Genomic DNA, 25,491 nt, shown 5'->3' on the forward strand with positions numbered 1-25,491 from the left:
ATGTACCTCCTACATCGACTGTCCGGTCAGAGAGCCGATCCAGCCAGCTCCCCAGCCGAGCACTCCAGCGCCGAACAGCGCACCGAAGAGGCCTGGTATAGCATCTTGAAAACGACCACTCATCATGCGGATTCCCGCAAAGATGAGACCGCCAAAGCAGATGACAGCACCGGCATATATGGCAAACGTTTTGAACGTTGTCATGAGCGTGGTTGCCCCAGAGAAGTCCATCGTTCCCTGGGCATGGGCAACGCCTGCGAAGGCGAACGCGAAAAGCGTCGGTCCCATCACACGTGCCGCGTGGAGTAGCGTTCGATGAAGAGGGTGTGGTCGGAAGCATGAACGAAGTGACATTGGCATTCTCCTGATGGCGTATTCGCGTCGCCATGAGTGAAACCTAAAGCCGCTTCATCGCCTCGTCCAACAGTTCCTTCCTATTTCGCCACACATTTTGTCTATGGCGTTCAATTCGATCTCAACCGAGTAACTCTAATTGTTCTGGCTGCCGCGGCTTCGTCGGACGCTTGCTTCGTCTCGAATCTGACCAGGTCTGCTGAAAGAATCGCTCGATGAATGGGAGCGCAACATGATCCATGTGGCTCGCATGAACGAATGCGGTATCCGCTGTCCAATTGATGCCCGCGAGCGGTCGTGTAATCAAGCCAGGATCCAGAGGCGTTAGCTGATCGATCAGAGCAAGACCATACCGTTCCTTCACCATCCATTGAATCTCTGAGGAAGTGCGGGCGGCACAGGCCAAATGGATCGGGATACCGGCTTCCGTGAACATCTCAACCAGACGCGAATGTGCCGAAGGATGTAGCTCTGGATCGCGGAAGATCGTGATGCGCGCCGCTACCTCATGTATATCGAGTTGCGCTCGATCAGCGAGGGCATCGTCAGAGCGCATACAAATCACCAAGGGAGACTGAGCGATCTGCTGAACACTGTAGAGAGCCGCATCGACGGGCAGCGGCAGAATTGCACAGTCGAGGGTTCGGGCATCGAGCCTTTGCAGGCACAGTAGAGGGTCGCCGCTCATCAGTTGAATCGCACAGCAGGGAAACATCCCTTCATACTTCTCTCGGAATCGCTCAAGCAATTTCGGATTGATGAAGGACGAGAAGCCCAAGCGCAGTGGGGGCACTTCATTGCGCTGAACGGCCAGGGCCATTGTCAGTGTTTGTTCCCAATCTCGCAGGGTGTGCTCTGCATAGGTCGCGACGATTCGGCCTGCTGGGGTAAGCTTCAGACCATTCTGCAAACGCTCGAACATCACAAGCTCGATGTTGTCTTCGAGCTTTCCGATTTGATGGCTGAGTGAAGACTGTGCAACGAATACTTGCTCTGCGGCGCGTGTGAAGTTCAAGGTCTCGGCGGACGCCTTGATGTAGCGAAGAAGACGGAATGTGAGGGAATCTGACATCGGCCTGGTACTCCACTTGGCTCTCGTCGATCCCACAGGCCCTAGCATCGGCTGTGGAAAAACCTGCGCTAAAACCTATTCTTCGGAACAAATCGAAATTGTCAATTAGGCTCCCCCAGGCGACCGGCCTCCTCAAGGTAACCGTCTTCTCATTTCAGAACGCCGAGACATAGATAGAAACTGGGGGGAAATCGAAAAGAAGTATTGGACTGAAGCTTCCGAAGACTTCACGCTCGAAGCTAATCGCTGAGGCGAGCAGCTGCATGGGAAGCACATTCGGGTTCGTTCCATCCATTGATCGTCGCCCCAGCAGCTTCGACGATCGCCCACGCGGGGGTGAAGGAATCTGTTTGCCGTGTCGAGCAACGATTGGAGGCAGAATGCTCTATCAAGAATCGAACGAGTTGGTGTCAAATAGAGGTATTGTCCGGCGGCTCCTGAATGTTGGAGAGACAGCCTTATATCTGGGAGTCAAGGTAGACACCGTCTACAAGTGGTCCCGGATGGGGGTCCTTTCCAAGGTCAAGCTCGGTGGTGCGTTGCGGTTCGATGTGAATGTACTTGATCGATTCATCGAACAACACTCAACCAAAACCATTGACTACTAAGGAGACGCACTATGTCAGTTCACAAGAAAGCAGACGGTCTATTTGAAGTTCGTTGGAGAGAAGGGGGTCGACAGAAAAGCGTAAGAGTTCGTAGCTTCGACGTCGCGAAGAAGGTGCAGCACAAGAAGCTGACCAACCGGGATGAGAACAGGCATCTCGACGTGAAGAAGGAGATCAACTACAAGATGTCTGACTTGATCGATCGTTACTGGACGCACTACGGGAGTAAGAAAGCTTCGGCAGATCGCGAGAAGAGCATCGTGGAAGGGATTCGATCCGAACTGGGTCGCAAGTTCGTACGGGAGGTTGACGGCATAGCCGTTCAACACTGGTACGAAAACCTTACTGGAAAACGCGGTTTGGCGGATAACACTGCCGTGCGCCATTTCAACGTCATGCACCACATGATGGAGAAGGCTTCGACCATCTGGGCCCCGGAGACCGGCATCGACCGGAACCCCGCCAGTCTGATCGAGGTGAGACGTCCAGACGATACAAGGGAGCGCTACCTTTCGGAAGAAGAGCTCCAGCGGATGAAGACCGCCCTGGACGAACGTATCCTCCGAAAGGGAACCAAAGACCCTAATCAGACGAATCGCAGGATGAGGCTCATTGTGTTGATCGCCGTATCAACCGGGATGCGCTCAGCCGAGATTCACCGGCTCCGTTGGACCGACGTGAGGTATGGCGAACGGTTGCTGGCGGTGCGGGCAAAGCTGAAGAAGGGCAAGGAGCGTTTTGTTCCCATGACATCGGAGTTGGCCGAAGAGATCCGGCGATATCCGACAGTGATCGGACAGGATCGGATCTTCCCTCCGAAAGGTGGGCCAGCAAGCAAGCGTCAGAGACTGGAAGGAAGTTTTGAGGACTTGCTCGAAAGAGCCAATATCCATGATTTCTGGTTCCACGATCTGCGTCACACCTTTGCATCCTGGTACATGATGAACGGCGGTGATCTCTACGAGTTGGCAAAGCTCATGGGGCACGCCAACATCAAGATGACCGAGCGCTACGCCAAGCTGGGACGTGCCCACATCTCCAAGACTGGAAACACAGCAAAGGTGATCTGGACCATGATGGACAAGAACGAACCAGTGCAAGAAGAAGCACGCGAAACAGCGAACATCGCGTGATGTTCGCGTATTGTTCGCGCGACTAAAACACTAACTCTTCGGTTGCCGCTAAGTTGTTTACAATGTGGTGGCCAGAGACGGGATCGAACCGCCGACGCCGGCCTTTTCAGGGCCGCGCTCTACCACTGAGCTATCTGGCCTTGGGAGTGTCCGCCCAAAATCGGAAGCTGCTTGCAAAGTTCAACCCCGCAAAGCGCTGAATCCAAGTATAGCAACGGGAAGCCCACACGCCAAACTGCGTAAGGAATCCGTTATTCTAGCCACGTTCCATCATTGTTCCCTTACAGCAGAAAGAGTCTCCATGCGCCTCCGCAGTCTCGCCGCCCTTTCCATGATCGTTTGTGCCTTTGCGCACGCGCAGTCCACTCCCGTTGAACGCGCCTTCAATGCCGCGAAGAAGAATCCCCCCGCCCTGCGTGCTTTTCTGGTGCAGATGCCCAAGGGTGGCGATCTCCACATCCATCTCACAGGAGCGATCTACGCGGAGAGTTTTATCGATGCCGCGGCGCACAGCATGGTCTGCGTGGACCGGACCACGATAACCTTTGCCCCGGCAAAGGGCAGCACGCGGTCTATCCCGCCTCTGCCCGTCTGCGGCGAAGGGCTCATCCCCGCCTCCGCTGCGCTGCATGACCAGAAGCTCTATGACGCCCTCATCGATAGCTTCTCCATGCGTACCTTCGTCCCGACGTCTGGCACGAGTGGACACGACCAGTTCTTCGCGACCTTCGATAAGTTCTCCGCTGGAGGGCGCGGCCACTCCGGCCGCTGGGTGGATGAGGTGGCCGCGCGCGCTGCCTCGCAGAACGAGCAGTACGTCGAGATCATGAACACACCCGACCTCTCGCGCATCCTGGGGATCGCCTCCAAGGTGAACTACACCGGGGATGTCGCAACCGCAAAGGCCTCCATCGATCCGCAGGTATTGAAAGACGCAGTCGAAACCGCACGCAACGAGTTCTCCGCGACCGATGCGGATCGTCTCCAGCGCGAACACTGCGGCACCCCCGAAGCCACACCGGCCTGCAAGGTGCAGGTGCGCTACTTATTTCAGGTGCTGCGCGCCCTGCCGATGCCTGCCGTCTTCGCTCAGACACTCGTCGCCTTCGAGCTGGCTTCCACGGACAGCCGCGTCGTCGGCCTGAACTACGTGCAGCCGGAGGATACCTTCGCCTCCATGAGCCAGTACTCCGATGAGATGAAGATGGTCGGACAGTTCCACGCGCTCTATCCGAAGGCGCACATCTCCCTGCATGCGGGCGAGCTCGCCATGGGTATGGTGCCACCGGACGGCCTTCGCTTTCACATCCGCGAGGCCGTAGAAGTCGCGCACGCGGAACGCATCGGACACGGCGTGGATGTCATGTACGAAGACGATGCCAAGGGACTTCTGGCTGAGCTTGCCGCGAAGCATGTGATGGTGGAGATCAACCTGACCTCGAACGACGGCATTCTCGGCGTTGTGGGAAAGAACCATCCACTGGCGAGCTACCGTGCGGCCCATGTCCCCGTGGCGCTTTCTACCGATGACGAAGGCGTCTCGCGCAGCGACATTACGAACGAGTATCTACGCGGCGCGCTGGAGCAGGATCTTTCGTACACGGATCTGCGCACCATGGCGAGAACCTCGCTCGAGCACAGCTTCCTGAGCGAAAGCGACAAGGCTGCTGCTCTTGCGGAGTTCGACCGCCGCGTCAAAGCATTTGAAGTCACCTTCAATACTGGAGCAAAACGGAAATGAAGCACGTCCTCTCCGCACTCGCTCAAACCATTCTTCTCCTGATTGTGGGAGCAGCCGTCATGCTGTGGCATCCCCTCGGCCTGTCGCACACGCTATGGAAGACCGCAACCCAACAGCGCACCTTTGAAGCCGACTGGCTGGTCGCGGTCTTTGTGGTCTATCTCGTCATCGTGCTCATCGAAGCTCTGCGCAAGCGGCTTCGCGGAGGCATTGCCCCCGCAACCGTTGCCCTGGTGCTGGCCATTGCTTTGGGACTGGCTATGAAGTTCGGCTTCAAGCTTACGGACGTTTCCCATTACGGTTTTTAGTGCTATCGAGCGTTGACAAGCAACCCGTCGCGCAACTACAACCGCTGGTATGAACGAGCTCAGGATCTCCCGTCGCAGTATGCTCCTTGGCGCTGGCGCAGCCGCAGCGTCCCTTGCACTTGAAACGCCTTTGGCTTCGGCAGAGGCCATGGGTCAATACACGAACGGCGGCGCGGCCACGGAAGACCAGGCGCGCCGCATGGCGTGGTGGCATGCGGCGAAGTTTGGTATGTTTATCCACTTCGGTCTCTACTCCGCGCATGCGCGTCACGAATGGGCGATGGAGGAAGAAGCGATCCCCGTTGTCCAATACCAGACCTACACGCAGATCTTTCATCCCAAGCCCGGAGCTCCGGCTGCCTGGGCAAAGCTGGCCAAGGCAGCAGGCATGAAGTACGTCGTGCTGACAACGAAGCACCACGAAGGTTTTTGCAACTGGGACACGAAGCTGACGAACTACAACGCCGTGAATCTGGGGCCGAAGCGCGACATCATCCGCGAGTATGTCGAGGCCTGCCGTGCCGAAGGCTTGCACGTCGGCTTCTACTACTCGCTAATGGACTGGCACCATCCCGACGGCGCGAAGTGCGCGACCGACGAGGCTGCGCGGAAACGCTTTGTGGACTACACCCACGGCCTGATCCGCGAGCTGCTGACGAACTACGGCAAGATCGACGTACTTTGGTATGACGTGAACTGGCCGCTCGACGCGAAGGGCTGGGAGTCCGAGCGGATGAACAAGATGGTCTTCGAGCTACAACCCGAGATCATCGTGAACAATCGCAACGACCTGCCTGGAGACTTCTCCACACCGGAGCAGAGGATCGTGGCAGAGAAGGGTGGCCGTCCGTGGGAAAGCTGTATGACGCTCAACGATAGCTGGGGTTACCAGGCAGCGGACGACAACTGGAAGTCTGCGCGCACGGTCATCCGCAACCTGATCACCTGCTCGCGCGACGGCGGTAATTATCTCCTGAACATCGGGCCGCGCGGTACGGATGGCTCCATTCCGGAAGAGTCCGTGCGCATTCTCACCGAGGTCGGCAAATGGATGCAGACCAGCGGCGACTGCATCTACCACAACCCCGACACGTGCCAGCCGCGCAGTTCGGAGTATGCCAGCTTTACACGGCGTGGTAATCAACTGCAGATGCACGTGCACTTCTGGCCGGGGACAGATGTCTCCATTTCAGGCCTGAAGAACAAGGTGCTCTCCGCGAAGATTCTGAAGACCGGAGCCAATGTTACCGTCACGCAGGATGGCTTCCGCACCCATCTCACAGGCCTGCCGGAGCATGCGCCGGATACGCCGGTGACAACGATTGTGCTGGAGTGTGATGGTGTTCCGATGCAGGATACGGACTACGTGCGGCGAGAGAAACCACGTGCGGGCGTGGGGATTTAGTCAGTCCGACTCTCTTGTCATCCCGTAGCGTAGCGAAGGGATCTGGGTGGATTCAGGATTCAAGTGCAACGTTTTTTACTTTATCTGGGTTTTGCCAGAAGTGTACGAAGTCGAAGTCACCTTGTGGTAGGAAGAGTTCAGCTGGGGCTTTGTTTCCGAGGGATTTTCTGATTCTTGCGTTGAGCTGCATGGCGATTTCGTCGAGTTGCTGCTGGGAGTAGACGCTGAGGTCCTGTCCCTTGGGGAGGTATTCGCGGACCAGGCCGTTGGTGTTTTCGTTGATGCCTCTTTCCCATGGGCTGTGGGGATGGGCGAAGTAGACCTTGACGCCAGACTTCTCTGTGAGGGTGCGGTGCTGGGCCATCTCCCTTCCCTGGTCGTAGGTGAGGGTGAGGCGCATGGGGCTCTGGAAGCGGTTGAGGATGGTGGCGAAGGCGTTGGCGGTGGTCTCGGCGCGACCGTCCTCGAGCTTGACCAGGGCGAGGAAGAGCGTGGTGCGCTCGACCAGGGTGCCGACGCGGGAGCGGTTCATCCTGCCCTTGATGAGGTCGCCCTCCCAGTGGCCGGGAACGAGACGCTCGTCCACCTCGGTGGGCCGCTCGTCGATCAGGGTCATGCCGTCCACGAAGGGCCGCTGGTGGCGGTTGGGATCGCGTGTGCCGCGCTGGGGACGCTTGCGTCGCAGAAGGCGCAGCAGCTCCGTGCGCAGCTCGCCGCGCGGCATGGCGTACAGCGCGGTGTAGATGGTCTCGTGCGAGATGCGCACAGGCTCGGGCATACGTGACAGTGTGGACGCGATCTGGAACGGACTCAAGCGTCTGCGAAGATGCACGCACATCTGGTCCCACAACGGCGTGCCCGGCACCAGCTTCCGCTCCACACGGGGCTTGCGATGGGCCTGCCGCGCCCGCTGTCCCGCCCGCCGCGCAACATAACCACCGTTGCCCCAGCGCCGGCTCTGCGCACTGCTCTCGGAAGGCCGCTTCCAGCCGTTGCGGCGCAGCTCCCGCGTCACCGTCGATCGCGAACGCTGCAGACCGGCGGCGATCGACGCTGGTCTCCAACCCATCTGAAGCTGACTCTGAATCACAACACGCTCAAAATCATCCAGCTGAACATAACAATTCCCCATATACAACACTCCTATCCAGAAATGTTGCACTTGGAGTCTGACACCAGCCTGCTTTTCGGGGATAAGTTCATGGTGAACTTACCCCATTCTTTCGCAAAAGGCCGCGAAGGAATGGGGAGCCAAGCTCTAGGAAATCTGCCTTGCCGCCTCACGTCCATCGCGGATCAGATCCGGCAGACCCACTCCGCGATACGCATTCCCCAGCAGCGTGAGACCGGGCAAGACGTTGAGGCGCTCGTTCAATCGCCGCATGCGATCCGCGTGCCCTACTTCGTACTGAGGCAGAGAAAGCGGCCAGCGGCGGACGATGGTCAAGGCCGCATCAGGAAGCTCGCAACCGAGCACATCGCCCAGCTGTTTCTTTGCAAGAGCGATGAGCCAGCCGTCGCTCTCCCCCTGCAGACGTTCACCCGCGTTGCCGCCAAAGAAGGCGCGCAGAGCGCGTCCATCCTCCGGAACGCGCCCGGCGTACTTTTGATCGCTGAAGGTCGCCGCGAGCAGATCGCTTCCTTCTTCACCCGGCGGAACCAGAAACCCAAAGCCCTGCGGGACACTGAAAGACTTCGCCTGTTCAGCGTTGAAGCCAAAACCAACGATTACTGCCGAACTCGCACCAATCGCCAGCAGCTGCGCAGCCTCTGCATCAACGGAAGCGAGGAGAGAACGCGTGCGATGCACCGGCGTGGCGAGGAAGATCGCGTCGAAGGTCTCGGACGCATCGCCTGCGCATATCTTCCAGAAATCCCCTTCGCGTTCGATCTTATCGACGCAGCTTTGCAGACGAATACTTTCTTCGGGCAGAGCGCTGGTCATTGCGTCGATCAACGTACCCAGACCGCTGCGAAGCGTTGTGAAAATCGCCTTCGCATCTGGCCGGCTTCTTTCGCGCAGCCCAAGAATCAGTGATCCGTGCGTCCGCTCCATCGCCAGAAACTGCGGCATCACCGACTGCGCACTCAGCCGTTCCACATCGCCGCCGAAGACGCCCGCGAGAAGCGGCGCGGCAATCGTACGCGTAACCTCTTCGCCAAAGTGGCGGCGAACGAAACTTGCCACACTCTCATCTTCGGCCATATGGCTCTCCGCGTAGTCCTTCAACTCCTGCGCGCGCTGCGGTTCTTGCTCGTACGCCGCAATCGCAGAAGGAGAGAAGAGCTTTGACTCGCGCAGAGCTTCGAGGTCTGTGGGCACCATCATGCGCATGCCGGACGGAATCGCATGCAACGTACCATCGCGCAGGACGTACGTGACGCGTTCGGTATCGTTGGAGGGGATTAGATCTTCTTCGAGACCAAGCTCGATACAGAGTTCGCGTGCCCAAGGCTTCTCTGAAACCCAGCCATCCGGGCCGCACTCCATCACAAAGCCTTCTTCTCGCGTGGTCTCAATAATGCCGCCGAGACGCGTGGAAGCTTCGTAGAGGATAAATGGGATCTTCCGCTGCGTCAGTTCGTAAGCTGCCGAAAGACCGGCTATGCCCCCACCAACAATCGCTACGCGGGCCATTAAGCGTTCGCCCCGGCTAGCTCTTCGATGGGCGCGAGCACTGTGAGAACTTCGACCTTGCTGCTTACTGCCGCTTGAGGCTTCTCAGCGGAGACACCGTGGAACACTAGATCTTCCAACGCAGAAATGAGCGTAGGCGAATCGTTGAGGCTCTCAGCACGAGAGATCATAAGACCAAGCTCCTTTGCCGTCTGCTGGAAGGCGATATCGATGTCGTAGAGAATCTCGACGTGGTCGCAGAGAAATCCCACTGGCTGCAACACCACATGCTCGTAGCCCTCGGCCTTCAAAGACGCGAGCGTCTCTTCCACCGTCGGTCCGATCCACGGTCCTCCGCTCAGGCCCTGGCTCTGAAAGCTGAAGTACCAGTCGCGCTCGTTGAGAATATCCTGCAACTGCTTTGCAATAAGCTTTGCCGTGGCCTTGCACTCGATCGCGTAAGTGTCCGGCTGCGTGGCCAGCACCATGCCGTGATGCTCCACGGGCTTCACCGAAGCCTGGATGGTGCGGCAAGGGACCGCGTGCGCCGTAAACAACACAGCGACTTTGCCACCAGCGGCCTGATACCGCACACGCTCCAGCGCAAAACGCATCTTCTCCGCAAATGCCCTCGCAAGCAGCGGATGCTCAGCCCACCCGGCAAGAAACTCCACCTGCATACTCTCGCCGACCGCATCCATCAGAGCGCGGCGATAGAGACCGACACTGGTGCGTGAGTTCTGCGGAGCGAGGCAGATGGCCGTGATCTTCTTCACGCCATCCTTCTGCATCTGCGTAACGGTGTCAGCGATAAACGGCTTCCAGTTCCGCATGCCGACATACACGCGCTGTTTCAACTTCTTCTCCAGCAAAGCAGCCTGCAATAGTGTCCAACGCGTGAGGTGCGGACCTTCCGCAGTCGGCTCCTCGCGCAGACCGATCTCCGCATAACGATGCTGCAACTCTTCCACAACGTGCTGCGGTAGCCCGCGTCCGCCGGTGACGAGCTTGAGATACGCCGCCATCTCGCTCAGAACATCGGGTGTCCCATGCGCAAGGAGAAGCACCGCGCTTTCGTTCACGCGCGCGGTCTTCTTTCCGACAAGCAGGCCGACGAGGAAGTAGAAGAGGTTCATCGCGCGCTCATCTCCCGCACCCATCGGGCCACGTTAATGACGTTCTCCACGGGCGTTCCCGGAACGATGCCGTGTCCGAGGTTGAAGATATGTCCGTTGCGATTGCCTGCGGCATCAAGCACTTCCTTCACGCGCTGCTTCAGAAGAGCTTCCGGAGCAAAGAGAGCGATGGGATCGAGGTTCCCTTGCACCGCGCATCCGCTGCCGGCGAGCTTCCAGCCTTCGTCGAGAGGAACGCGCCAGTCGAGACCAAGAACATCCGCGCCCGTCTCACGCATCGTCTTCAGCAACGATGCCGTATCCACGCCGAAGTAAATCACTGGGACACCGAGGGCCTGCACACGCTGAACAAGTTCTTTCGTGATGGGAAGAACAAACTGCCGATAGTCGCTGACAGACAGAGCACCGGCCCAGCTATCGAAGATCTGGATGACATCTGCGCCCGCTTCTACCTGCTGCTGCGCGTACTCCACCAGCACGGAGATGAGCTTCTGCATGAGCAGCTGCCAGGCAGCGCCATTCGAGTACATCAGCTTCTTCGTCTCAATATAGTTACGGGACGAAGCGCCTTCGATCATGTAGCTGGCCAGCGTGAAGGGTGCGCCGATAAAGCCGATGATGCCAAGTTGGTCGCCGTCTTCGCGTGGAGCGCTAAAGTGCGCAGCCACCTTCTCAATCGCGCGCGCCACGTAGCTCAGCTCTTCCGCGCGGTCGGTACGGAGAGCCTGCACCTGCTCCAGTGTGCGAATCGGTGCGTGCACCACGGGGCCTTCACCGTTCACAAACTCAAAGTCCAACCCCATCGGCGTAAAGGGCAGCAGCAGATCGGCGAAGATGATCGCAGCGTCCACGCCAAGGTGCTCCGCTGCGGTGATGGTCACCTCGGATGCAACCTCAGGGTTGCGGCAGATCTCCAGCAGAGAGTGATGCTTGCGCACGGCCATGTACTCCGGCATGTAGCGCCCGGCCTGGCGTAAGAACCACACCGGCGTACGGTCCACGGGTTGGCGCAGACAGGCGCGCACAAAGCGGCTGCCGCCCGCGGCGATCTCTTCCTGCGCGGCCTTGCGGCCAAGTTCAAGCGGTGTCATCGACATGGAATTATGCCGTCGGCGCCACGAACTCCTTGGGCACATCGCCGCCAGAGCCGTAGAAAAAGTCATTCATCTGCTCGACCAGGAACTCCTGTGCCTGTGGCGTCCAGGGCTGAAGCCGGTACTCATTCAGCAGCATCTTCTGGCGCTCAATCCACTCACCCCAGGCCTTCTTGGAGACCGTCTTGTAGATCTTCTGGCCGAAGTCCGAATCGAACGGAGGCTCGTCCAGGCCTTCCATCTCCTGCTTGTACTTTGCGCAAAACACCATGTTCGCCATTGCTGAACTCCTGTCTCTCGATTGTATAAGTTACGAACAATGGGAACGCGCGGTGGAAACCGACCTAGCGGCGCTTGCCTTTGCCTTTTGGCTTTTTCTTGGGCTTTCCGCTGCGGTCGGGGGAAGAATGGCGCGGCGAAGCGGCTTTTCGCGCCACCTTCTCTTTTTTGACCAGGGTCTTGCTGCGGAAGGGCCGCTTCTTCTCCACTGGAACTTCCTCGTCTGTCGGAGGAAGAATCGCGAACTGCAGTTTGCGCTGCGAACGGTCGATGCGATCCAGCAGGACGCGCACCTTCATCCCCAGCCGGTAACATCTGCCTGTGTGTTCGCCGCAGATCTCGCGTTGCTGCTCGCGGAAGGTGTAGCGGTCGTCAGTGAGCGTATGCAGAGGTACAAGGCCTTCTACATAAAGATCATGCAGTTCGACAAATAGACCGTACTTCGTCGCGGAAAGAATCATCGCGTCGAAGTCTTCGCCCACGCGATCCTGCATGAACTTGATCTTCTTCCACTCGATCAACTCGCGCTCCGCATCGGCGGCGCGGCGTTCGCTCTCACTGGTCTCCTGCGCGATGGCCGCGATCTCGTTGAGCGGAACCGGCGGCTCAAGTTCCGTATGACGCGTCTGAGGAGGCGTCACGTCAGACTCCGCCGTGCCTTCGGGGTCTGCGCCTTCATGCAAAAGCGTCTTGAGAATGCGATGCACGATCAGATCCGGGTATCGCCGAATCGGCGATGTGAAGTGGGTATACGCGGGCGCAGCCAGGGCAAAGTGGCCTTCGTTCTTCTCCGAATAACGCGCTTGCTTGAGTGAACGCAGCATGAGGTACGCCAGGATGCGCTCCTCTGGCTTTCCCGCAATCTTCTCTGTCAGCCGCTGGTACATCTGCGGCGTGACATTGATCTGCTCCACGATCTCATGCGTCGGCGCGCGCCGCACACCGGATTGCCCCCGAGCACCGCGTCTCTGCTGCTCGCGGCGGTCGCCCTTCATCTGGATCTTCTTCACCGGCAGATTACCGACGCCGAGCGTGTACCCAAATCCTGCGGCGGTATCTTCAAACTCCACAATGCGCTTGGGGTCTGGCATCTCGTGAATACGGTAGATGCCCGGCACACCCTGCGACTCGATCCATCGCGCCACGCACTCATTCGCGCAAAGCATGAACTCTTCAATCAACCGGTTAGACCACGCGCGCCCCGAACGGACGATCCCCGTCATCGCGCCGAGCGCATCGAACTGGATCACCGGCTCCGGCAGATCGAAATCAATCGAACCGCGCCGCTTGCGCTTCCCGTTCAGCTTGAGCGCAAGACCATACATGCGATCAAACTCCGGCACGAACTCCATGTACTCTTCAAGCGCCGCAGGATCGCCGTCGAGCACGCGCTGCACGTTGGTGTAGGTCATGCGGCGCGCAGAGCGGATGATGCCCTCGCAGACGCGGTATCCGAGCACCTCGCCACGCGCGTCGATCTGCATGATGCACGAGAGTACGAGACGATCTTCATCGGGGCGTAGAGAGCATTCGCCCGTCGACAGCTCCTGCGGCAGCATGGGAATGGCACGATCAGGGAAATAGACACTGTTACCGCGCAGACGCGCTTCCAGATCGAGCGCCGTTCCGGGCAACACATACTCAGCCACATCGGCGATGTGCACCTGCAGCTCATACGTTCCATCCGGAAGGTCGCGCACCATCACGGCGTCGTCAAAGTCCTTCGCCGTCTCGCCGTCGATGGTGACGATCGGCAGACCACGGAAATCTTCCCGCTCCGTAACCTCGTCATCGCGTAGCGAAGCAACGTTATAGGAGGCGCGATCCTTCGCCTCCGCAAGAACCTCTGCGGGAAACGTATGCGGCAGATGGTGCTTGCGAATCACAATCTCTACATCGACACCGAAGGCGTCGGCATCGCCCAGCACTTCAATGATGCGCCCCTTCGCCGGACGCGCAACACCCGGAAAGTCCGTGATCTCCACATCGACTGCAAGGCCGTCCATCTCTTCCGCAGTAAGCACCTCGCCTATGGGAAGAGCGCGCTGCTGGGCGCGAGCCTCGTCGCCCAGGACGCGGTCCGTGCTCACACCGGCACGCACAACCTCCGCCCCAGGAGGAATCAGCACCGGCTGCGACATGCGCTCGTCCAGTGGCTTCACATAATTTCCACGCAGAAGAGGATCGCCATAGCGCCCGCCGCGCGCAACATGAAAGATGCCGACGACGGTAGGGTTCTTGCGTGTCAGCACGCGAACGATGCGGCCAGACCTGCGGCCGTCGTGCGTCGGTGGAGCCTCGTCCACCAGGACTTCGTCGCCCTGCATCGCACTGTTCAATTCGTTAGGAGGAATAAAGAGATCGCCGCCACTGTCTTTCGTGCGCACGAAGCCAAAACCGTCGCGATGGAGATCGAGCTTTCCCGCCACAAGGTTTTCGCGCGTCGCGGAACGTCCGCGCAGAGCAGCGTCACCACGGCGTCCCGTATCGCTCTTTACGCGTTCCGTAGCTGCGTCGGGAAGCGACCACATGTCGCGGTCCACCTTCACCAGCGCGCCACGCGCCGTCATCCGCGCCAGTTGTTCCAGAAGAAGACGTCGCTCGCGTCCGCCGCCCATGCCCAGTTCGCGCACCAGCTGCTTATAACCGGCTCGCCCACCGGGGGCCCGTTGGACGTGGCGCAAAACATCGCGGTCGGTATGCGGATAAGGATGGCCAGACACACAAGCAGAATACGCTGCGCGCATCAAACTTCGCATGGACAAGCAAGAGCTTTCGCCCTCAGACACCTCGGAAACGCTTTCGCGGCGCAGCTTTCTGCGCGCAGCCACCGGCACAGTAGCCGCAACCACGCTGGCTACAGGCGCATTGGCGCAGAACGAAACGGGTGGCACCGCGACTGCCACCATTCCTCCGCAACAAAATTATGTTGATCTCTCGCAAATCCACGGTGAGACGGAAGCGGCGGAACATGCACCCGGTCCGTTCCTTCCTAAAGACACGCGCGTGGGCTATGCCATCGTGGGTCTGGGACGCCTGTCGCTTAACCAGATCCTTCCCGCCTTCGGCACTTCTAAATATGCCAAGCCCGTAGCCCTTGTCTCCGGAGACCGCGCCAAGGCGCAGAAAGTGGCCGCGCAATACGGCATTGCCGACACGCACATTACGGACTACGCCAACTTCGAACGCCTGGCTCAGATGCCGGGCGTTGACGCGATCTATATTGTCCTGCCAGATGGCATGCACAAGGAGTTCGTTCTCCGCGGCGCGAAGATCGGCAAACACATCCTCTGCGAAAAGCCGATGGCCACCAGCGCTGCCGATTGCGAAGTAATGATTGAAGCCTGCAACCGCGCGAACGTGAAGCTGATGATCGCCTATCGCCAGCAGTACGAACCGATGAACCGCTATCTCCAGAAGATGGTCGCCGACGGCAAGCTTGGCAGACTGAACTCCATCCTGAGTACGAACTCGCAGAACACAGGCGACCCGACCCAATGGCGCTTGAAGAAGGCACTCGCCGGTGGCGGCGCGCTACCGGACGTTGGCATCTACTGCCTCAACGCAGCCCGCTTTCTTTCAGGAGAAGAGCCCGACGAGGTACACGCCACGATCCATCAGCCGAAGGATGACCCACGCTTCGCTGAAGTAGAAGCCCGCTGCAGCTTTACGGCACACTTTCCCTCTGGCCTGATCGCCACCTGCGTCTCCGCCTACGATGTTCACCGCTCCGCGATGCTTCGTCTCGAAGGCAGTAAGGCCTGGGCCGAGATGTCGCCCGCCTTTGGCTACCACGGCTCCAAGGTCAGATACAGCATGCTCACCGGTGAAGGCAACGACAAAAAAGATACCACCTTCGAACCCAGTATCGAAGACAAAGACCAGTTCGCCCTTGAGCTGGACCACTTCGCGACCTGTGTCCGCAAAAACGTCCAACCGCACACCCCCGGCGAAGAAGGTCTGCAAGACCAGCGCATCATCGAAGCAATCTACAAGTCCGCAGCTACAGGCCGCACCGTGAAGATCGCTCCGCCCGCAAAACCCACACGCGGTCCCGCCATTCCCGAAAAGATCTAACGTGCAAAGAGAAGGAGCCACGACTGGCTCCCCTCTCTTTGCACCGGGTGGTTATTTTAGAAGAGATACGCCAACTTGAAGCGGACTTGGCGCGCGGACTGGAAGGTGTTTGGTAAACCGTACTGGTTCGAAAGGATCTTCGGCTGATTCGCATTGGAGAGTTTTCCATTCGCCACTGCGGTGTAGTCGAAGCCCGTCATCATCGTGTAGTAGTCTGTGCCCGTTGGATTGACTGCATTCGACGGCGTCGTAATCGTGGCAGCTGCGGTAATGGGACTTGGGTTGTAGGCCATTACGGCATGCTGGTTGAAAAGGTTATTGGCATTCATCTCAGCACCGATCAGACGGTTTTCATGTTCTTTACTCGCATGAATGTAATGGGAAAGGTTGACCCCTGTTTGTGTAAATGCGGGGGTACGTCGGCCATGTGTTACGCCGCTGCTCACAAGGTTACCGCTTGCATCGCGAGAGTAATTAACGAAGCCGCCTTGATCCTCTACGAACTGGCACGCACTAATGCTTGAACCACCAAGCCCCATGCAGGTGGAGACAGGCGAACCGGACGTCGCTACCTGCTGCAGGCCAAAACTGGTCTCTCCCAGAAACGTCTTCAGACGATAACTACCGAAGAGTGTGAGCGCATGAGGACGGTCAGTTGGAAGAAAACCACCAAATTGTTTTCCATATGCGGTGTATTGCATTTGCGGAATATCAAAAGAGCGATTGTTGTTAGGGCTATGACGTCCACCCGAACCATCGGCAATAAAGGTCGACGTAAGTCCCGGGTAGTTACCCGTCAGACGGCTGTAAGTATAAAAAGCTGTACCGTACCACTTTGCAGAGCGCTTCTCTACCCTGATTTCCAACGCGTCATAGTTACGGATAGCCCTTGGTGTAGAAGGGCATTGTGGGCAGATGCCGGTGGGGTTCAGGAAGCCGGTCGCATTTGGGATGAGATTATTCGCCGCCGCACGATAAACGTTTGGCAGGGCACGGTGGAGAAGATCTCCATAGGCCGACCCTGGATTGCCAATGTAATAACCGTAGGTATCATTCAAACCCATATCTTCGGTCGTATTATCGAGCCGCTTCCGTACATATCGTGCATTGAAGGATAGGCTCGGCGTCATAGCCCATTGCGAACCCAGTTCGATTTCATGCTGCGAACCAGGCTTAAGATTTGGATCGACACCAGGATCGTCGGCGCTGTTATTCACAGCCCGATAATCGAGGTTTTCGATAAACCGCCCAACATTGCCGCCAGCGCCGGAGGTATCCGTAGCGGGATTCGAACCTACGCCCGGAGCAAGTCCGCTGACAGGGCAAGAGTGGCGGAAGCCGTCTGGTCCAGCAGGCGCTGTTGGCTGAATTAAATTAAAGTTCGGATTATCCAGCGTATAGACACAATCATGCCAGTAGTTGCCGCCAAACGAACCCTGCGGAAGAGAGAACTTAAGGATGTCGAAGTACTTTCCATAGCTGGCAAAGACTTTCAGCTTGCCGTTATGCAGCACATCGTAAGCTCCACCGATGCGTGGAGCAATCTTGCTGCCCCAGCCGAAGGTCACGCTCGGATCACCCGCAACATAGGGCGGAACATATTCACGGTCGAAGCGAACTCCCGCATTGATCGTCAGGCCAGTATGCGCAACCGACCAGTCATCCTGTATGTACAACCCGTGCGCATTGCTGGAGATTGAACCAAGAACGTCGGTTCCGTCACGCACAATCGCGTAACCATAATTGCCCTGGCAGTTCTTTGTGGCTGAACTCACGCCGTATGCGGCCTGGTTTGCTGCGATGATCGCGTCGCAGGCTGTGGGGCTCGTGCCGGGAGAATAACTCTGGCCGTAGTACAGCAGCACCGAAGCATAGTCGTAGATCATCTTGACGTTATTCCCAGTATTGACGAAAGAGTATCCGCCCTTGATCGCATGCGTTCCGACAAAACCGGTCACGATCTGCGAGAGATCGATCGTAAAACTCTTCCGCGTGTATGTATTGAAAAACGTAGGTTGATTCGCGGCAATATTCGAGAAGCCGTTTGAGTTTTGGAATGCAGTTGGGATCGTTGCGCCGCTCAACGTGGCTGTAGTCGGCGTAGCGGATCCACTGTAGGAATAGCGCAAACCGGAAGCCGTACCCAGAGTATGGGTGTTGCTGAACAGGTAGCCATAGCGAGCAGAAATAAGTGTCTTCGACCCGATGTTATAGTCCCCTCCAAACGAGTAGATAGCAACCGGATTTACAAAACCTCCATCCCCTCGGAAGCTGGAAGGGTTGGTACTGGCGCTTGAGTTAAGCTGACCGAGCTTACTGTCTGGATTCGGAAGCTGACCCACCGCCCGAATGAAATCGTAATTCCAACCTGCGAAGAGGCGGAGCTTCGAGGTTGGTTCATAATCGAGTCGCAAAACTGCATAGTGCTGGTCTGCGGCGTTGTAGTACGTATGTGCACCGGCATTCCCAGAGAATGTAGAGACGGCATCACGGCGCGTGCGCGCGAAGTCGGGCAGATACCCGGCAAATATTTGCACCTTTTCACTAAACAACGGACCACCTACGTGGAATCCCGGATCGACGTAGCGATAGTGATCCTGGCGGGCAATGTAGTACTGTGCCGTGGCATCCACACGCGTCGCCGAGTTTGAAGACGTCGTCGGATCGAGACGAAGGAAGCACGTCGTACTGTAGTTGCACTGATCGTTCGCATCCGTAGCGCTCGATTGATACTTCAAGAGCAAGCCGCCATGCCAGCGATTTGTACCGCGATTCGGATTGACGTTGATCACACCACCGAGGGCGCCACCGTATTGCGCGTCAATCGCGCCGCTCTTGACCGAAACCGCGCTCGAAAACTCCGTCGGGATATTCATCCCGATACCGCCGCCCTGAATATTCGTAATATTGATGCCGTCCGCCAGATAAATATTTTCCGCGTCAGACGCGCCGTCTACCTGAAAACCATTTGCACGGGAACTGCCTCCACCGACACTGGCGTTACCCGCAGCATTAGGGGCGGTCGCCCCGTTCAGTGTTGCGAGGCTCTGCAATGGCTCCTGACGAACGCCAGGTGCAAGAGTCAGCAAAGATTGAAAAGACCGCCCCTTCGGCAGTGAGTCAATCTCCTGCTTTGTAATCACCGTTTCAATTTTGCTCTGTGTTACATCGACCAGCGCGACCGAATCGGTTACATTGATCTCCGTCTCCACGCCAACAATGAGTTTCAGATTCAAGTTCGGCAAGTCGCCTGCACTCAATTGAAGGTTCGTCGCCTTTGCTTTCATTCCGCCCCCCGTTACGGTGATGACGTAGGTTCCAGGAGGCAAAGCGTTTAAACGATAAAACCCATGCGAATCGGTCGTTGCGCTTGCTGGCGTGCCAAGTTGAGGGCTGGATGCCACGACACTGGCATTTGGGACTGCGGCGCCCGCAGGATCTGTAATCGTGCCCTGAATGGCACCCGTTGTTTCCTGGGCCAGTACGCTCATGCTCATTGTGCCGATTAACAGCAGGCTCATTCCCACCGCAAGTGTGCGGAGGTGCGTAAATATCGTATGCATCAGGCTGTGACCTCTCAAAAAAGTAAGTTGCTTGCCAACGGTTGTGGGTAAATCGGTCGGCCTCTTTGGGCCGTTCTCGATGCTGGTGAGTCACACCTTCCCTGCGCACGCGGGAACTCCGTGCGGAAATTAAGACAAAGGAATCCCTTCAGCGAAAACACTGTAAAGCCGCAAAAAAATACGGAGATACGTGATTCTGCCGCCAGATGGCCCATGAAGACTTAAGGCACAAGGCCTATGGAGTTGAACGATTGAAGAGAGATTCTAGGATGTATCGCGCCATGTCAAGACTTTTTACGCCACGCAAGGAACTTTTTTTCGAGTATTGCGTATCCAGTTCGCTATCGGAACTAGAACTGGCTTCGCCGCTCTTTTCGGTACTGGCGAAGCCCCGCAGTAACCGCTCGCAACGAGCGTATCCGGAAGCTCAAAAGACGTCTCAGGATTTTGCCTGCCAGGAAGATTCCCTGTCCCAATTTGGGAAACTGGCCTTGCCTTTCCAGAAAACGAAGCCCACTCACCACAATGATCTGGTCCAACTGTGGCGTGCGCGCTCCGGGTAAGCTTCCGCCTTCGCGATGCAGAACCGCCGTGTCTTCAGCCACCACAACGCTCCAACCTGCCGACCGCGCGCGGAGACAGTAATCGGCATCGTCGAAGTACATAAAGTAGCCTTCCCAGAGAAACCCTATCTGGGCAAAAGCCTCATGCGGAATCAGCACGCTGGCGAAGGTCGCGAAGGTATCCGGCTCCTTGAAGTCTTGCGGTTGATCGAAGTGCGTCGAGTAGCCACTGAGCGTATTGACGCGCCCGCCTCCCCAGGCCTGCACGCGCACCGGATCGTGTTGGAAATACAGCACCGATCCAACCACTCCAACCCCTGGAGCACACTTCCGCACAAGCTTTTCCAAGGTATCCGGAGGACACACCGTGTCATTGTTCAGGAGCCAGAAGAACTCCGGCTCCGTCTCCATTGCTTTACGAAGGCCAACATTTGTCCCGGCGGCAAAGCCGAGGTTCTTGCCGGCCTCCAGCACATGGGCGTTCAGCCGCAGCCGCCGGATCGAGGCGCAGATCTTTGCCACCGATTCGTCTTCGGAACCGTTGTCCACCACGATCACTTGAAGGGGAGAGTAGGTCTGCGTCGCCAGGCTTTCCAGGCACGCTACGGTATCCGACCAGCCGTTCCAGTTCACAACCACACAGCAGACTAGACCAGCATTATTCACGCTCTCCAGAATACACTTCGCGCACAAATAAAAGCGAAACAAAGGCGAATACGGCCTACAATCAGTGCAGGTAAATGAGTACGCATCCCCATCTCGAAGCGCTTCCCTTCGCAGAGGACCGGTTCACGCACCTCCACGTCGACCTGAACAGCTTTTTCGCCTCGGTGGAACAGCAGCTCCATGAGGAGTACCGCAACAAGCCGCTCGCCGTGGTGCCCACGCTCGGTGACACCACCTGCGCCATTGCCGCCAGCTACGAAGCCAAGGCCCTCGGCATCAAAACCGGCACGCGCGTCGGCGAAATGAAGAAGCTCTGTCCCGACATCATTCTGGTCCAGGGCAACCATAGCGAGTACGCCGAATTTTCCCATCGCATCTCCGCCGCAGTCGAACTTGTCTGCCCCGTTGCACATACACCATCCATCGACGAGATGGTCTGCCAACTTCTCGGCCGCGAACAGGAGCCGCCTCGCGCGCGTCAGATCGCCATGGACATCAAGCAGTCCATCAAGGACAACGTCGGTGAAACGCTGCGCTGCTCCATCGGCATGGCGCCTAACCGCTATCTTGCCAAGATAGCCAGCGACATGCAGAAGCCCGACGGACTCATCGGCCTTCTACCTTCGCAGCTTCCTCGCGCCATCGCGCATCTTGACCTCCGCGCCCTTCCCGGCGTCGGCGCACGCACAGAACAAATGCTCCTGAAGAAAAACATCACCACGATGCAAGAGCTGCTGTCGCTCGACCGCAACGGCATGCACGCGCTCTGGAACTCCGTCTGGGGCGACCGCCTCTTCCACTGGCTGCGCGGACATAACACTGGCGACGATGGAGCTCCCATTCCCTCGGATCTTCAGAAGTCTCTCGGCCACTCACACGTTCTTGCACCGGAACACCGCTCTCCGCAGGGTGCATGGTCCGTCGCGCACAAGCTGATCCACAAAGCCACCATGCGTCTGCGCATGGAGAAGATGGCCGCAGCCTCCCTCTCGCTCACCATCCGCTACGCTCTTACGCGAGAACAGGCCGCTACTCTCCCCAAGACCAAGAGGCATCTCTCCGGCATCACGCATACGGGCTGGGCCATGGAGGCGCGCTTCCCTCACTGCCAGGACACACTCTCTATTCTCGAAGCGCTGCAGGCTCTATGGAAACAATCGCCGATGGGTCCGCTCAACCAGAAGCCCTTCTTCGTCGGCCTTGCTCTCGGCCGCCTTATTCCGGAGAATGAGCAACAGCCTACACTCTTTGCCGATCCCAATAACCGCAGCCAACTCTCGACGACGATGGACAAACTGAATCTGAAGTACGGCCACGCCACGTTACATTTCGCGGGCATGCTCGCCGCGCGAGACTCCGCGCCCACGCGCATTGCGTTCACGCAGATCCCGGTCCAGTATGGCGTGGATTACATGTAGCAATTTACGTGGGCCGTTCCTGCGGTTCGGGCGCTCTTTCCCATCGATTCGGCGGCACTTCTGTCGAAAGAACGTGTCTCTGCTGCTTGCCGCTCACCAGCAGATCGAAGTCTTTTTGAGATCCCATGAAGAGCGCACGCGTCCATCTGAATCGCAGCAGAAGCATCGTGAACCCGTAAGAGATCGCGGAAAACAGGACGAGGGCCACCCACGGATGCCTGGGCACCAATCCACCTAATCCCGGAAGAACAGGCAGAACTTTGTGAATGAACATGATGCCCATGGAAGCCGCGCCAAAGCGCTCGACGAATCTTGCAACTGGCGGCGCGAGTCGTAGAAGCTGGCTGGCCTTGACCACCCAGAAGATGCAGCAGAGAGCGAGCGCAAACGAGACGAAGGGAACGCCATAGTCCGCGCCGCGCATGTTATAGGAGAGGGGCATTCCCCGCTTGAGTTCCCATACTGCGAAGCCTACCCCTACAGCGGTGAGAAGAGCGAGCCACCATGCTTCGACCTTCGCACGACGCCATAGATAACCGGTCAGGAAGAAAGGCATCGCAGCGGCACAGACATTCAAATCGAGTGGCAGCCCAAACCAGGGAAAGAAGATGGAGTTCGCATAGCTCAACAGAAGACCACAGAACCCAACGGCAAGCGCAATGGTCAGGCCGCATCGCACAAGGAGCCAGTTGACCACTTGCTGGGTCGCAAAGAGGCAGGTGAGGAACCAGAAGACCCCGTAGAGTCCCTGCATCTGGTTACCGCCCCAAAGCAGCGTGAGCGCGTGGTGTCCCAGGATATGCGGATCGGCCCCGTGCCTGAGGACGTGGAAGACCTCTGCCGGATAGAGCAGGATCAGGAACGAGACGTAGGGAAGCAGGAGATGAATGGTTTTTTTGCGAAAGAAGTCACGAAAGTCCGCCTGCACTGTGTGGAGATATCCGCTCAGGAAGAAGAAGAGTGGCATGTGAAACAGATAAATAGAGCGGTTCAGTAAACCGCCGCTGTCGGTCACATGTCCGAGCACGACCAGCAGAATTCCGATTCCCTTGCACGCGTCGATCCATGGAAGATGCTTCGAGGTGGCAGTATGTGTAGGGTGAGGACTCATAACGTGCAAAACCTCGCTTTTTACGCGATCTTAAGTCATGAGTGCAGTATTTATTGTCGTTCTTAGGCCACATCAGGGAATTTTTTTTCCGCTACTGTCTTAGTTTATAGGACTGCCGGAAGCACCCAGCGTATGCTCACACAACAATGCCCTTCCGAAAGCCAACGACTTCCCTGCGCGCGGACACTGCGCTCCTGAGCACCTTTGCCGCGCTCATTCTCGTGGTGCATTTCCTCATGGGCAACGGCTACGGTTTTCATCGGGACGAACTGCAGTTTCTTGACGATGCCCGCCATCTTCAATGGGGCTTCGTCGCCTATCCTCCGATGACCGCTTTCTGCGGCAGATTCGCCGTCGCGCTCTTCGGTATCTCGCCACAGGTCTTCCGCCTGCCCGCAGCGATCGTCAACGCACTCTCGCTGGTGCTCCTCGGCCTTCTTGCACGCGAACTCGGTGGTCGCAAACCCGCCCAGGTGCTCGCACTCTTCGCGGGCCTGCCCGCCGCGCTCGCCTTCAGTTCGGTGCTGCAGTACAACACCTTCGACTATCTGGCATGGACGATGATCGCCCTCTTCACCGCGCATATTTTGCTCAGCGGAGATCAACGCTGGTGGGTCGCCGTCGGCGCTGCCGCAGGTTTCGGTATTCTCTCGAAGTACGCCATCGCCTTTCCTGTGCTCAGCCTGGTCGCAGCCCTCGCGATGCTCCCGTCGCAGCGCCACCATCTGCGCAGCCGATGGTTCTGGTTTGGCGTACTTGCCATGCTGATCGTGGCCTCGCCCAATCTGCTCTGGCTCGCACGCCATCACTTCATCACGCTGGAGATGGAGAGTTTCATCCACGTGCGCGATGTACGCAATGGCCGCGCGAAAGGTTACTTCACCGACCAGATCAAGTTCACGCTCTTTGCGTTTCCGCTCGCCGTGGCAGGCCTTATCGCTCTTCTGCGCAGTGCGCGGTTTCGGCTCCTCACGGCGCTCTATCTAGGACCACTTGTCCTCTTCGCTCTCGTCAAAGGACGCGGCTACTACCTGATGCCGGGTTACCCGGTACTCTATGCGGCTGGCGCCGTCACGTTTGAGCGTTTCCTCCAGGATCGAGCGAAAACGCTGCGCGTCGCCGTCCGAGCGCTTGTTCTCTCGGCAATGCTTGTCGACGCGGCTGTCGTGGCGTGGGCGTATCTTCCCATTGGTCCCGTCGGGTCTGCACTCTGGAACTGGCAGATGAAAAATAATTCCGACATGGCCGACGAGGTCGGCTGGCCGGAACTCGTCGCCGACGTGGCCCATGTGCGCGACACTCTCCCTAAAGAAGATCTGGCACGCCTCGGTATCCTCGCCGACAACTACGGCGAAGCAGGCGCTCTCTCGCTCTACGGCCCGCAGTATGGCTTGCCTACCCCGATCAGCGGTGTCAACTCCTTCCACGCCCGCGGCTTCGGCCCCTATCCGCCGGAGACCGTCATCGTCGTCGGAGAGAGCTACGCGTCGATCGCGCATCACTTCGAAAGCTGCTCCGTCGCGGGCCACGTGCATATCCCCTACGGCGTGCGCAACGAGGAGTCCGTGGACCACCCCGACATCCTCGTCTGCCGTCGTCTCCTCTACGCCTGGCCGGACGTCTGGCAGAAAAACCAGCACTTCGGCTGATGAAAATACCCGAAGCAAATCCTCCCGCGCTTTTGCATCTAACCGAGGCTGGAGATCCAAAACATGCTTACCAAGACACGTACCTTCGCCGCCTGCGCCGTGCTCGCACTGGCCGTTACCGGCTGCAAAAAGACCGATGACAATCGTATCAACTTCACCATGGCGATTGATAATTACTACTCTGCGCATCCGGTCTGCCTGTGGGAGACTCCGATCAAGTTCCCCGTGCAGGCAGACACCTCCGACGCCAGCAAAACACGCACCTATGACGCTCTCGTAGACCAGGGCCTGCTTGCGCGCACCACGGGCGAGAAGAAGGTGCTCATCATCGCGTCCAAGCAGGTGAATAACTACGACCTCTCGGACAAGGGCCGCTCCGCCTGGACTGCCGATGCTACACAGCCCGGCTACGGCAATTTCTGCTACGGCCATCGCAAGGTCACCAGCATCGACGCCTGGACGCCGACGACGAATCAGCCCGGTGCCGTAACGACCGTGCAGTATCACTACTCTCTGACCGGCGCGCCGGACTGGGCGACCAATCCGGAGACGCAGACCGCCTTCCCCAACGTTCGCACGGCACTCGCCACAGCAGTCGCAGGCTCCAACAAACTCACTCTCACCACCAACGGCTGGCAGATCACCGGAGCCGACATCGCCTCCGACCCCGACGCCAACATCGTTCACTAGAACCCGT

20 protein-coding genes and 1 tRNA gene are annotated in these 25,491 nt (G+C 58.0%); 9 read left to right on the forward strand and 12 right to left on the reverse strand.

Annotation, left to right across the window (positions count from 1 at the left end; translation table 11 throughout):
- Positions 1 to 9: 9 nt before the first annotated feature.
- Both ACIPR4_RS18810 and ACIPR4_RS18815 read right to left on the reverse strand, forming a co-directional pair.
- On the reverse strand, positions 10 to 354 hold the full coding sequence (locus ACIPR4_RS18810; RefSeq protein ID WP_013570255.1) for a hypothetical protein: 345 nt from the start codon (positions 352 to 354) through the stop codon (positions 10 to 12).
- 121 nt (positions 355 to 475) lie between these two features.
- The gene (locus ACIPR4_RS18815) at positions 476 to 1,426 is read right to left on the reverse strand and encodes a LysR family transcriptional regulator (protein ID WP_013570256.1); all 951 of its coding nucleotides are present in this window, start codon (positions 1,424 to 1,426) and stop codon (positions 476 to 478) included.
- A 380-nt stretch (positions 1,427 to 1,806) separates the two neighbouring features.
- Here ACIPR4_RS18815 and ACIPR4_RS23580 point away from each other — a divergent pair, with 380 nt between their 5' ends.
- On the forward strand, positions 1,807 to 2,034 hold the full coding sequence (locus ACIPR4_RS23580; RefSeq protein WP_013570257.1) for a helix-turn-helix domain-containing protein: 228 nt from the start codon (positions 1,807 to 1,809) through the stop codon (positions 2,032 to 2,034).
- A gap of 11 nt (positions 2,035 to 2,045) precedes the next feature.
- Entirely contained in the window at positions 2,046 to 3,167 is a 1,122-nt protein-coding gene (locus ACIPR4_RS18825; RefSeq protein ID WP_013570258.1) for a tyrosine-type recombinase/integrase, read from the forward strand.
- A gap of 65 nt (positions 3,168 to 3,232) precedes the next feature.
- Here ACIPR4_RS18825 and ACIPR4_RS18830 read toward each other — a convergent pair.
- A tRNA-Phe gene (locus tag ACIPR4_RS18830) sits at positions 3,233 to 3,307 on the reverse strand.
- Positions 3,308 to 3,468: 161 nt separating this feature from the next.
- On the opposite strand from ACIPR4_RS18830, the gene ACIPR4_RS18835 reads away from it, so the two are divergent.
- From ACIPR4_RS18835 to ACIPR4_RS18845, 3 genes are all read left to right on the forward strand, one after another.
- The gene (locus ACIPR4_RS18835; protein ID WP_013570259.1) at positions 3,469 to 4,908 is read left to right on the forward strand and encodes an adenosine deaminase family protein; all 1,440 of its coding nucleotides are present in this window, start codon (positions 3,469 to 3,471) and stop codon (positions 4,906 to 4,908) included.
- On the forward strand, positions 4,905 to 5,216 hold the full coding sequence (locus ACIPR4_RS18840; RefSeq protein ID WP_013570260.1) for a hypothetical protein: 312 nt from the start codon (positions 4,905 to 4,907) through the stop codon (positions 5,214 to 5,216). Before ACIPR4_RS18835 ends, ACIPR4_RS18840 begins: the two co-directional genes overlap by 4 nt.
- Positions 5,217 to 5,295: 79 nt before the next feature.
- Positions 5,296 to 6,621, forward strand: a complete 1,326-nt coding sequence (locus tag ACIPR4_RS18845) for an alpha-L-fucosidase (protein WP_013570261.1) — start codon at positions 5,296 to 5,298, stop codon at positions 6,619 to 6,621.
- A 52-nt stretch (positions 6,622 to 6,673) separates the two neighbouring features.
- On the opposite strand, the gene ACIPR4_RS18850 is transcribed toward ACIPR4_RS18845, so the two are convergent.
- The 6 genes from ACIPR4_RS18850 to ACIPR4_RS18875 form a co-directional block, all read right to left on the reverse strand.
- Entirely contained in the window at positions 6,674 to 7,753 is a 1,080-nt protein-coding gene (locus tag ACIPR4_RS18850; protein ID WP_013570262.1) for an IS30 family transposase, read from the reverse strand.
- Between the two features lie 126 nt (positions 7,754 to 7,879).
- The gene (gene hemG / locus ACIPR4_RS18855; RefSeq protein WP_013570263.1) at positions 7,880 to 9,259 is read right to left on the reverse strand and encodes a protoporphyrinogen oxidase; all 1,380 of its coding nucleotides are present in this window, start codon (positions 9,257 to 9,259) and stop codon (positions 7,880 to 7,882) included.
- The gene (hemH, locus tag ACIPR4_RS18860) at positions 9,259 to 10,374 is read right to left on the reverse strand and encodes a ferrochelatase (protein ID WP_013570264.1); all 1,116 of its coding nucleotides are present in this window, start codon (positions 10,372 to 10,374) and stop codon (positions 9,259 to 9,261) included. Before hemH ends, hemG begins: the two co-directional genes overlap by 1 nt.
- Positions 10,371 to 11,471, reverse strand: a complete 1,101-nt coding sequence (gene hemE / locus ACIPR4_RS18865; RefSeq protein ID WP_013570265.1) for a uroporphyrinogen decarboxylase — start codon at positions 11,469 to 11,471, stop codon at positions 10,371 to 10,373. The genes hemH and hemE overlap by 4 nt, the downstream gene beginning before the upstream one ends.
- Before the next feature lie 4 nt (positions 11,472 to 11,475).
- A complete protein-coding gene (locus ACIPR4_RS18870; RefSeq protein ID WP_013570266.1) occupies positions 11,476 to 11,748 on the reverse strand; it encodes an oxidative damage protection protein in 273 nt (90 codons plus the stop codon).
- A 64-nt stretch (positions 11,749 to 11,812) separates the two neighbouring features.
- Positions 11,813 to 14,494, reverse strand: a complete 2,682-nt coding sequence (locus tag ACIPR4_RS18875; protein ID WP_013570267.1) for a ribonuclease R family protein — start codon at positions 14,492 to 14,494, stop codon at positions 11,813 to 11,815.
- 10 nt (positions 14,495 to 14,504) lie between these two features.
- Between ACIPR4_RS18875 and ACIPR4_RS18880 the strand changes: the two genes are divergently transcribed.
- Positions 14,505 to 15,824, forward strand: a complete 1,320-nt coding sequence (locus tag ACIPR4_RS18880) for a Gfo/Idh/MocA family protein (protein ID WP_013570268.1) — start codon at positions 14,505 to 14,507, stop codon at positions 15,822 to 15,824.
- A gap of 56 nt (positions 15,825 to 15,880) precedes the next feature.
- On the opposite strand, the gene ACIPR4_RS18885 is transcribed toward ACIPR4_RS18880, so the two are convergent.
- A complete protein-coding gene (locus ACIPR4_RS18885) occupies positions 15,881 to 19,387 on the reverse strand; it encodes a TonB-dependent receptor (RefSeq protein ID WP_013570269.1) in 3,507 nt (1,168 codons plus the stop codon).
- Positions 19,388 to 19,737: 350 nt separating this feature from the next.
- Complete coding sequence (locus ACIPR4_RS18890) at positions 19,738 to 20,616, reverse strand: glycosyltransferase family 2 protein (RefSeq protein WP_013570270.1); 879 nt, start codon at positions 20,614 to 20,616, stop codon at positions 19,738 to 19,740.
- A gap of 74 nt (positions 20,617 to 20,690) precedes the next feature.
- Here ACIPR4_RS18890 and ACIPR4_RS18895 point away from each other — a divergent pair, with 74 nt between their 5' ends.
- Positions 20,691 to 22,034 carry a Y-family DNA polymerase gene (locus ACIPR4_RS18895; RefSeq protein ID WP_013570271.1) on the forward strand — a complete coding sequence of 448 codons (1,344 nt, stop codon included), beginning with the start codon at positions 20,691 to 20,693 and terminating at the stop codon, positions 22,032 to 22,034.
- A gap of 4 nt (positions 22,035 to 22,038) precedes the next feature.
- Here the strand turns inward: ACIPR4_RS18895 and ACIPR4_RS18900 are convergent, their stop codons facing one another.
- Positions 22,039 to 23,145: an acyltransferase family protein gene (locus ACIPR4_RS18900; RefSeq protein WP_013570272.1), complete on the reverse strand. Its 1,107-nt coding sequence runs from the start codon at positions 23,143 to 23,145 to the stop codon at positions 22,039 to 22,041.
- A 146-nt stretch (positions 23,146 to 23,291) separates the two neighbouring features.
- Between ACIPR4_RS18900 and ACIPR4_RS18905 the strand changes: the two genes are divergently transcribed.
- Together ACIPR4_RS18905 and ACIPR4_RS18910 are read left to right on the forward strand one after the other, a co-directional pair.
- A complete protein-coding gene (locus ACIPR4_RS18905) occupies positions 23,292 to 24,794 on the forward strand; it encodes a glycosyltransferase family 39 protein (protein ID WP_013570273.1) in 1,503 nt (500 codons plus the stop codon).
- Between the two features lie 63 nt (positions 24,795 to 24,857).
- Positions 24,858 to 25,484 (forward strand): hypothetical protein, encoded by a 627-nt coding sequence (locus ACIPR4_RS18910; RefSeq protein WP_013570274.1) that lies wholly within the window; start codon positions 24,858 to 24,860, stop codon positions 25,482 to 25,484.
- The last annotated feature ends 7 nt before the right edge of the window (positions 25,485 to 25,491 follow it).

It is taken from the genome of Terriglobus saanensis SP1PR4 (genome assembly GCF_000179915.2).
GTDB lineage: Bacteria > Acidobacteriota > Terriglobia > Terriglobales > Acidobacteriaceae > Terriglobus > Terriglobus saanensis.

Excerpts from the sequence above, each read along its gene's own strand:
- ACIPR4_RS18840 (WP_013570260.1), top strand. The coding sequence starts at position 4,905 with ATGAAGCACGTCCTCTCCGCACTCGCTCAAACCATTCTTCTCCTGATT.
- ACIPR4_RS18895 (WP_013570271.1), top strand. The coding sequence starts at position 20,691 with ATGAGTACGCATCCCCATCTCGAAGCGCTTCCCTTCGCAGAGGACCGG.
- ACIPR4_RS18850 (WP_013570262.1), bottom strand. The coding sequence starts at position 7,753 with ATGGGGAATTGTTATGTTCAGCTGGATGATTTTGAGCGTGTTGTGATT.
- ACIPR4_RS18880 (WP_013570268.1), top strand. The coding sequence starts at position 14,505 with ATGGACAAGCAAGAGCTTTCGCCCTCAGACACCTCGGAAACGCTTTCG.
- ACIPR4_RS18835 (WP_013570259.1), top strand. The coding sequence starts at position 3,469 with ATGCGCCTCCGCAGTCTCGCCGCCCTTTCCATGATCGTTTGTGCCTTT.
- ACIPR4_RS18910 (WP_013570274.1), top strand. The coding sequence starts at position 24,858 with ATGCTTACCAAGACACGTACCTTCGCCGCCTGCGCCGTGCTCGCACTG.
- ACIPR4_RS18870 (WP_013570266.1), bottom strand. The coding sequence starts at position 11,748 with ATGGCGAACATGGTGTTTTGCGCAAAGTACAAGCAGGAGATGGAAGGC.
- hemG (WP_013570263.1), bottom strand. The coding sequence starts at position 9,259 with ATGGCCCGCGTAGCGATTGTTGGTGGGGGCATAGCCGGTCTTTCGGCA.
- ACIPR4_RS18815 (WP_013570256.1), bottom strand. The coding sequence starts at position 1,426 with ATGTCAGATTCCCTCACATTCCGTCTTCTTCGCTACATCAAGGCGTCC.
- ACIPR4_RS23580 (WP_013570257.1), top strand. The coding sequence starts at position 1,807 with ATGCTCTATCAAGAATCGAACGAGTTGGTGTCAAATAGAGGTATTGTC.
- ACIPR4_RS18885 (WP_013570269.1), bottom strand. The coding sequence starts at position 19,387 with ATGCATACGATATTTACGCACCTCCGCACACTTGCGGTGGGAATGAGC.
- ACIPR4_RS18900 (WP_013570272.1), bottom strand. The coding sequence starts at position 23,145 with ATGAGTCCTCACCCTACACATACTGCCACCTCGAAGCATCTTCCATGG.
- ACIPR4_RS18825 (WP_013570258.1), top strand. The coding sequence starts at position 2,046 with ATGTCAGTTCACAAGAAAGCAGACGGTCTATTTGAAGTTCGTTGGAGA.
- ACIPR4_RS18875 (WP_013570267.1), bottom strand. The coding sequence starts at position 14,494 with ATGCGCGCAGCGTATTCTGCTTGTGTGTCTGGCCATCCTTATCCGCAT.
- hemE (WP_013570265.1), bottom strand. The coding sequence starts at position 11,471 with ATGTCGATGACACCGCTTGAACTTGGCCGCAAGGCCGCGCAGGAAGAG.
- ACIPR4_RS18810 (WP_013570255.1), bottom strand. The coding sequence starts at position 354 with ATGTCACTTCGTTCATGCTTCCGACCACACCCTCTTCATCGAACGCTA.
- hemH (WP_013570264.1), bottom strand. The coding sequence starts at position 10,374 with ATGAACCTCTTCTACTTCCTCGTCGGCCTGCTTGTCGGAAAGAAGACC.
- ACIPR4_RS18845 (WP_013570261.1), top strand. The coding sequence starts at position 5,296 with ATGCTCCTTGGCGCTGGCGCAGCCGCAGCGTCCCTTGCACTTGAAACG.
- ACIPR4_RS18905 (WP_013570273.1), top strand. The coding sequence starts at position 23,292 with ATGCCCTTCCGAAAGCCAACGACTTCCCTGCGCGCGGACACTGCGCTC.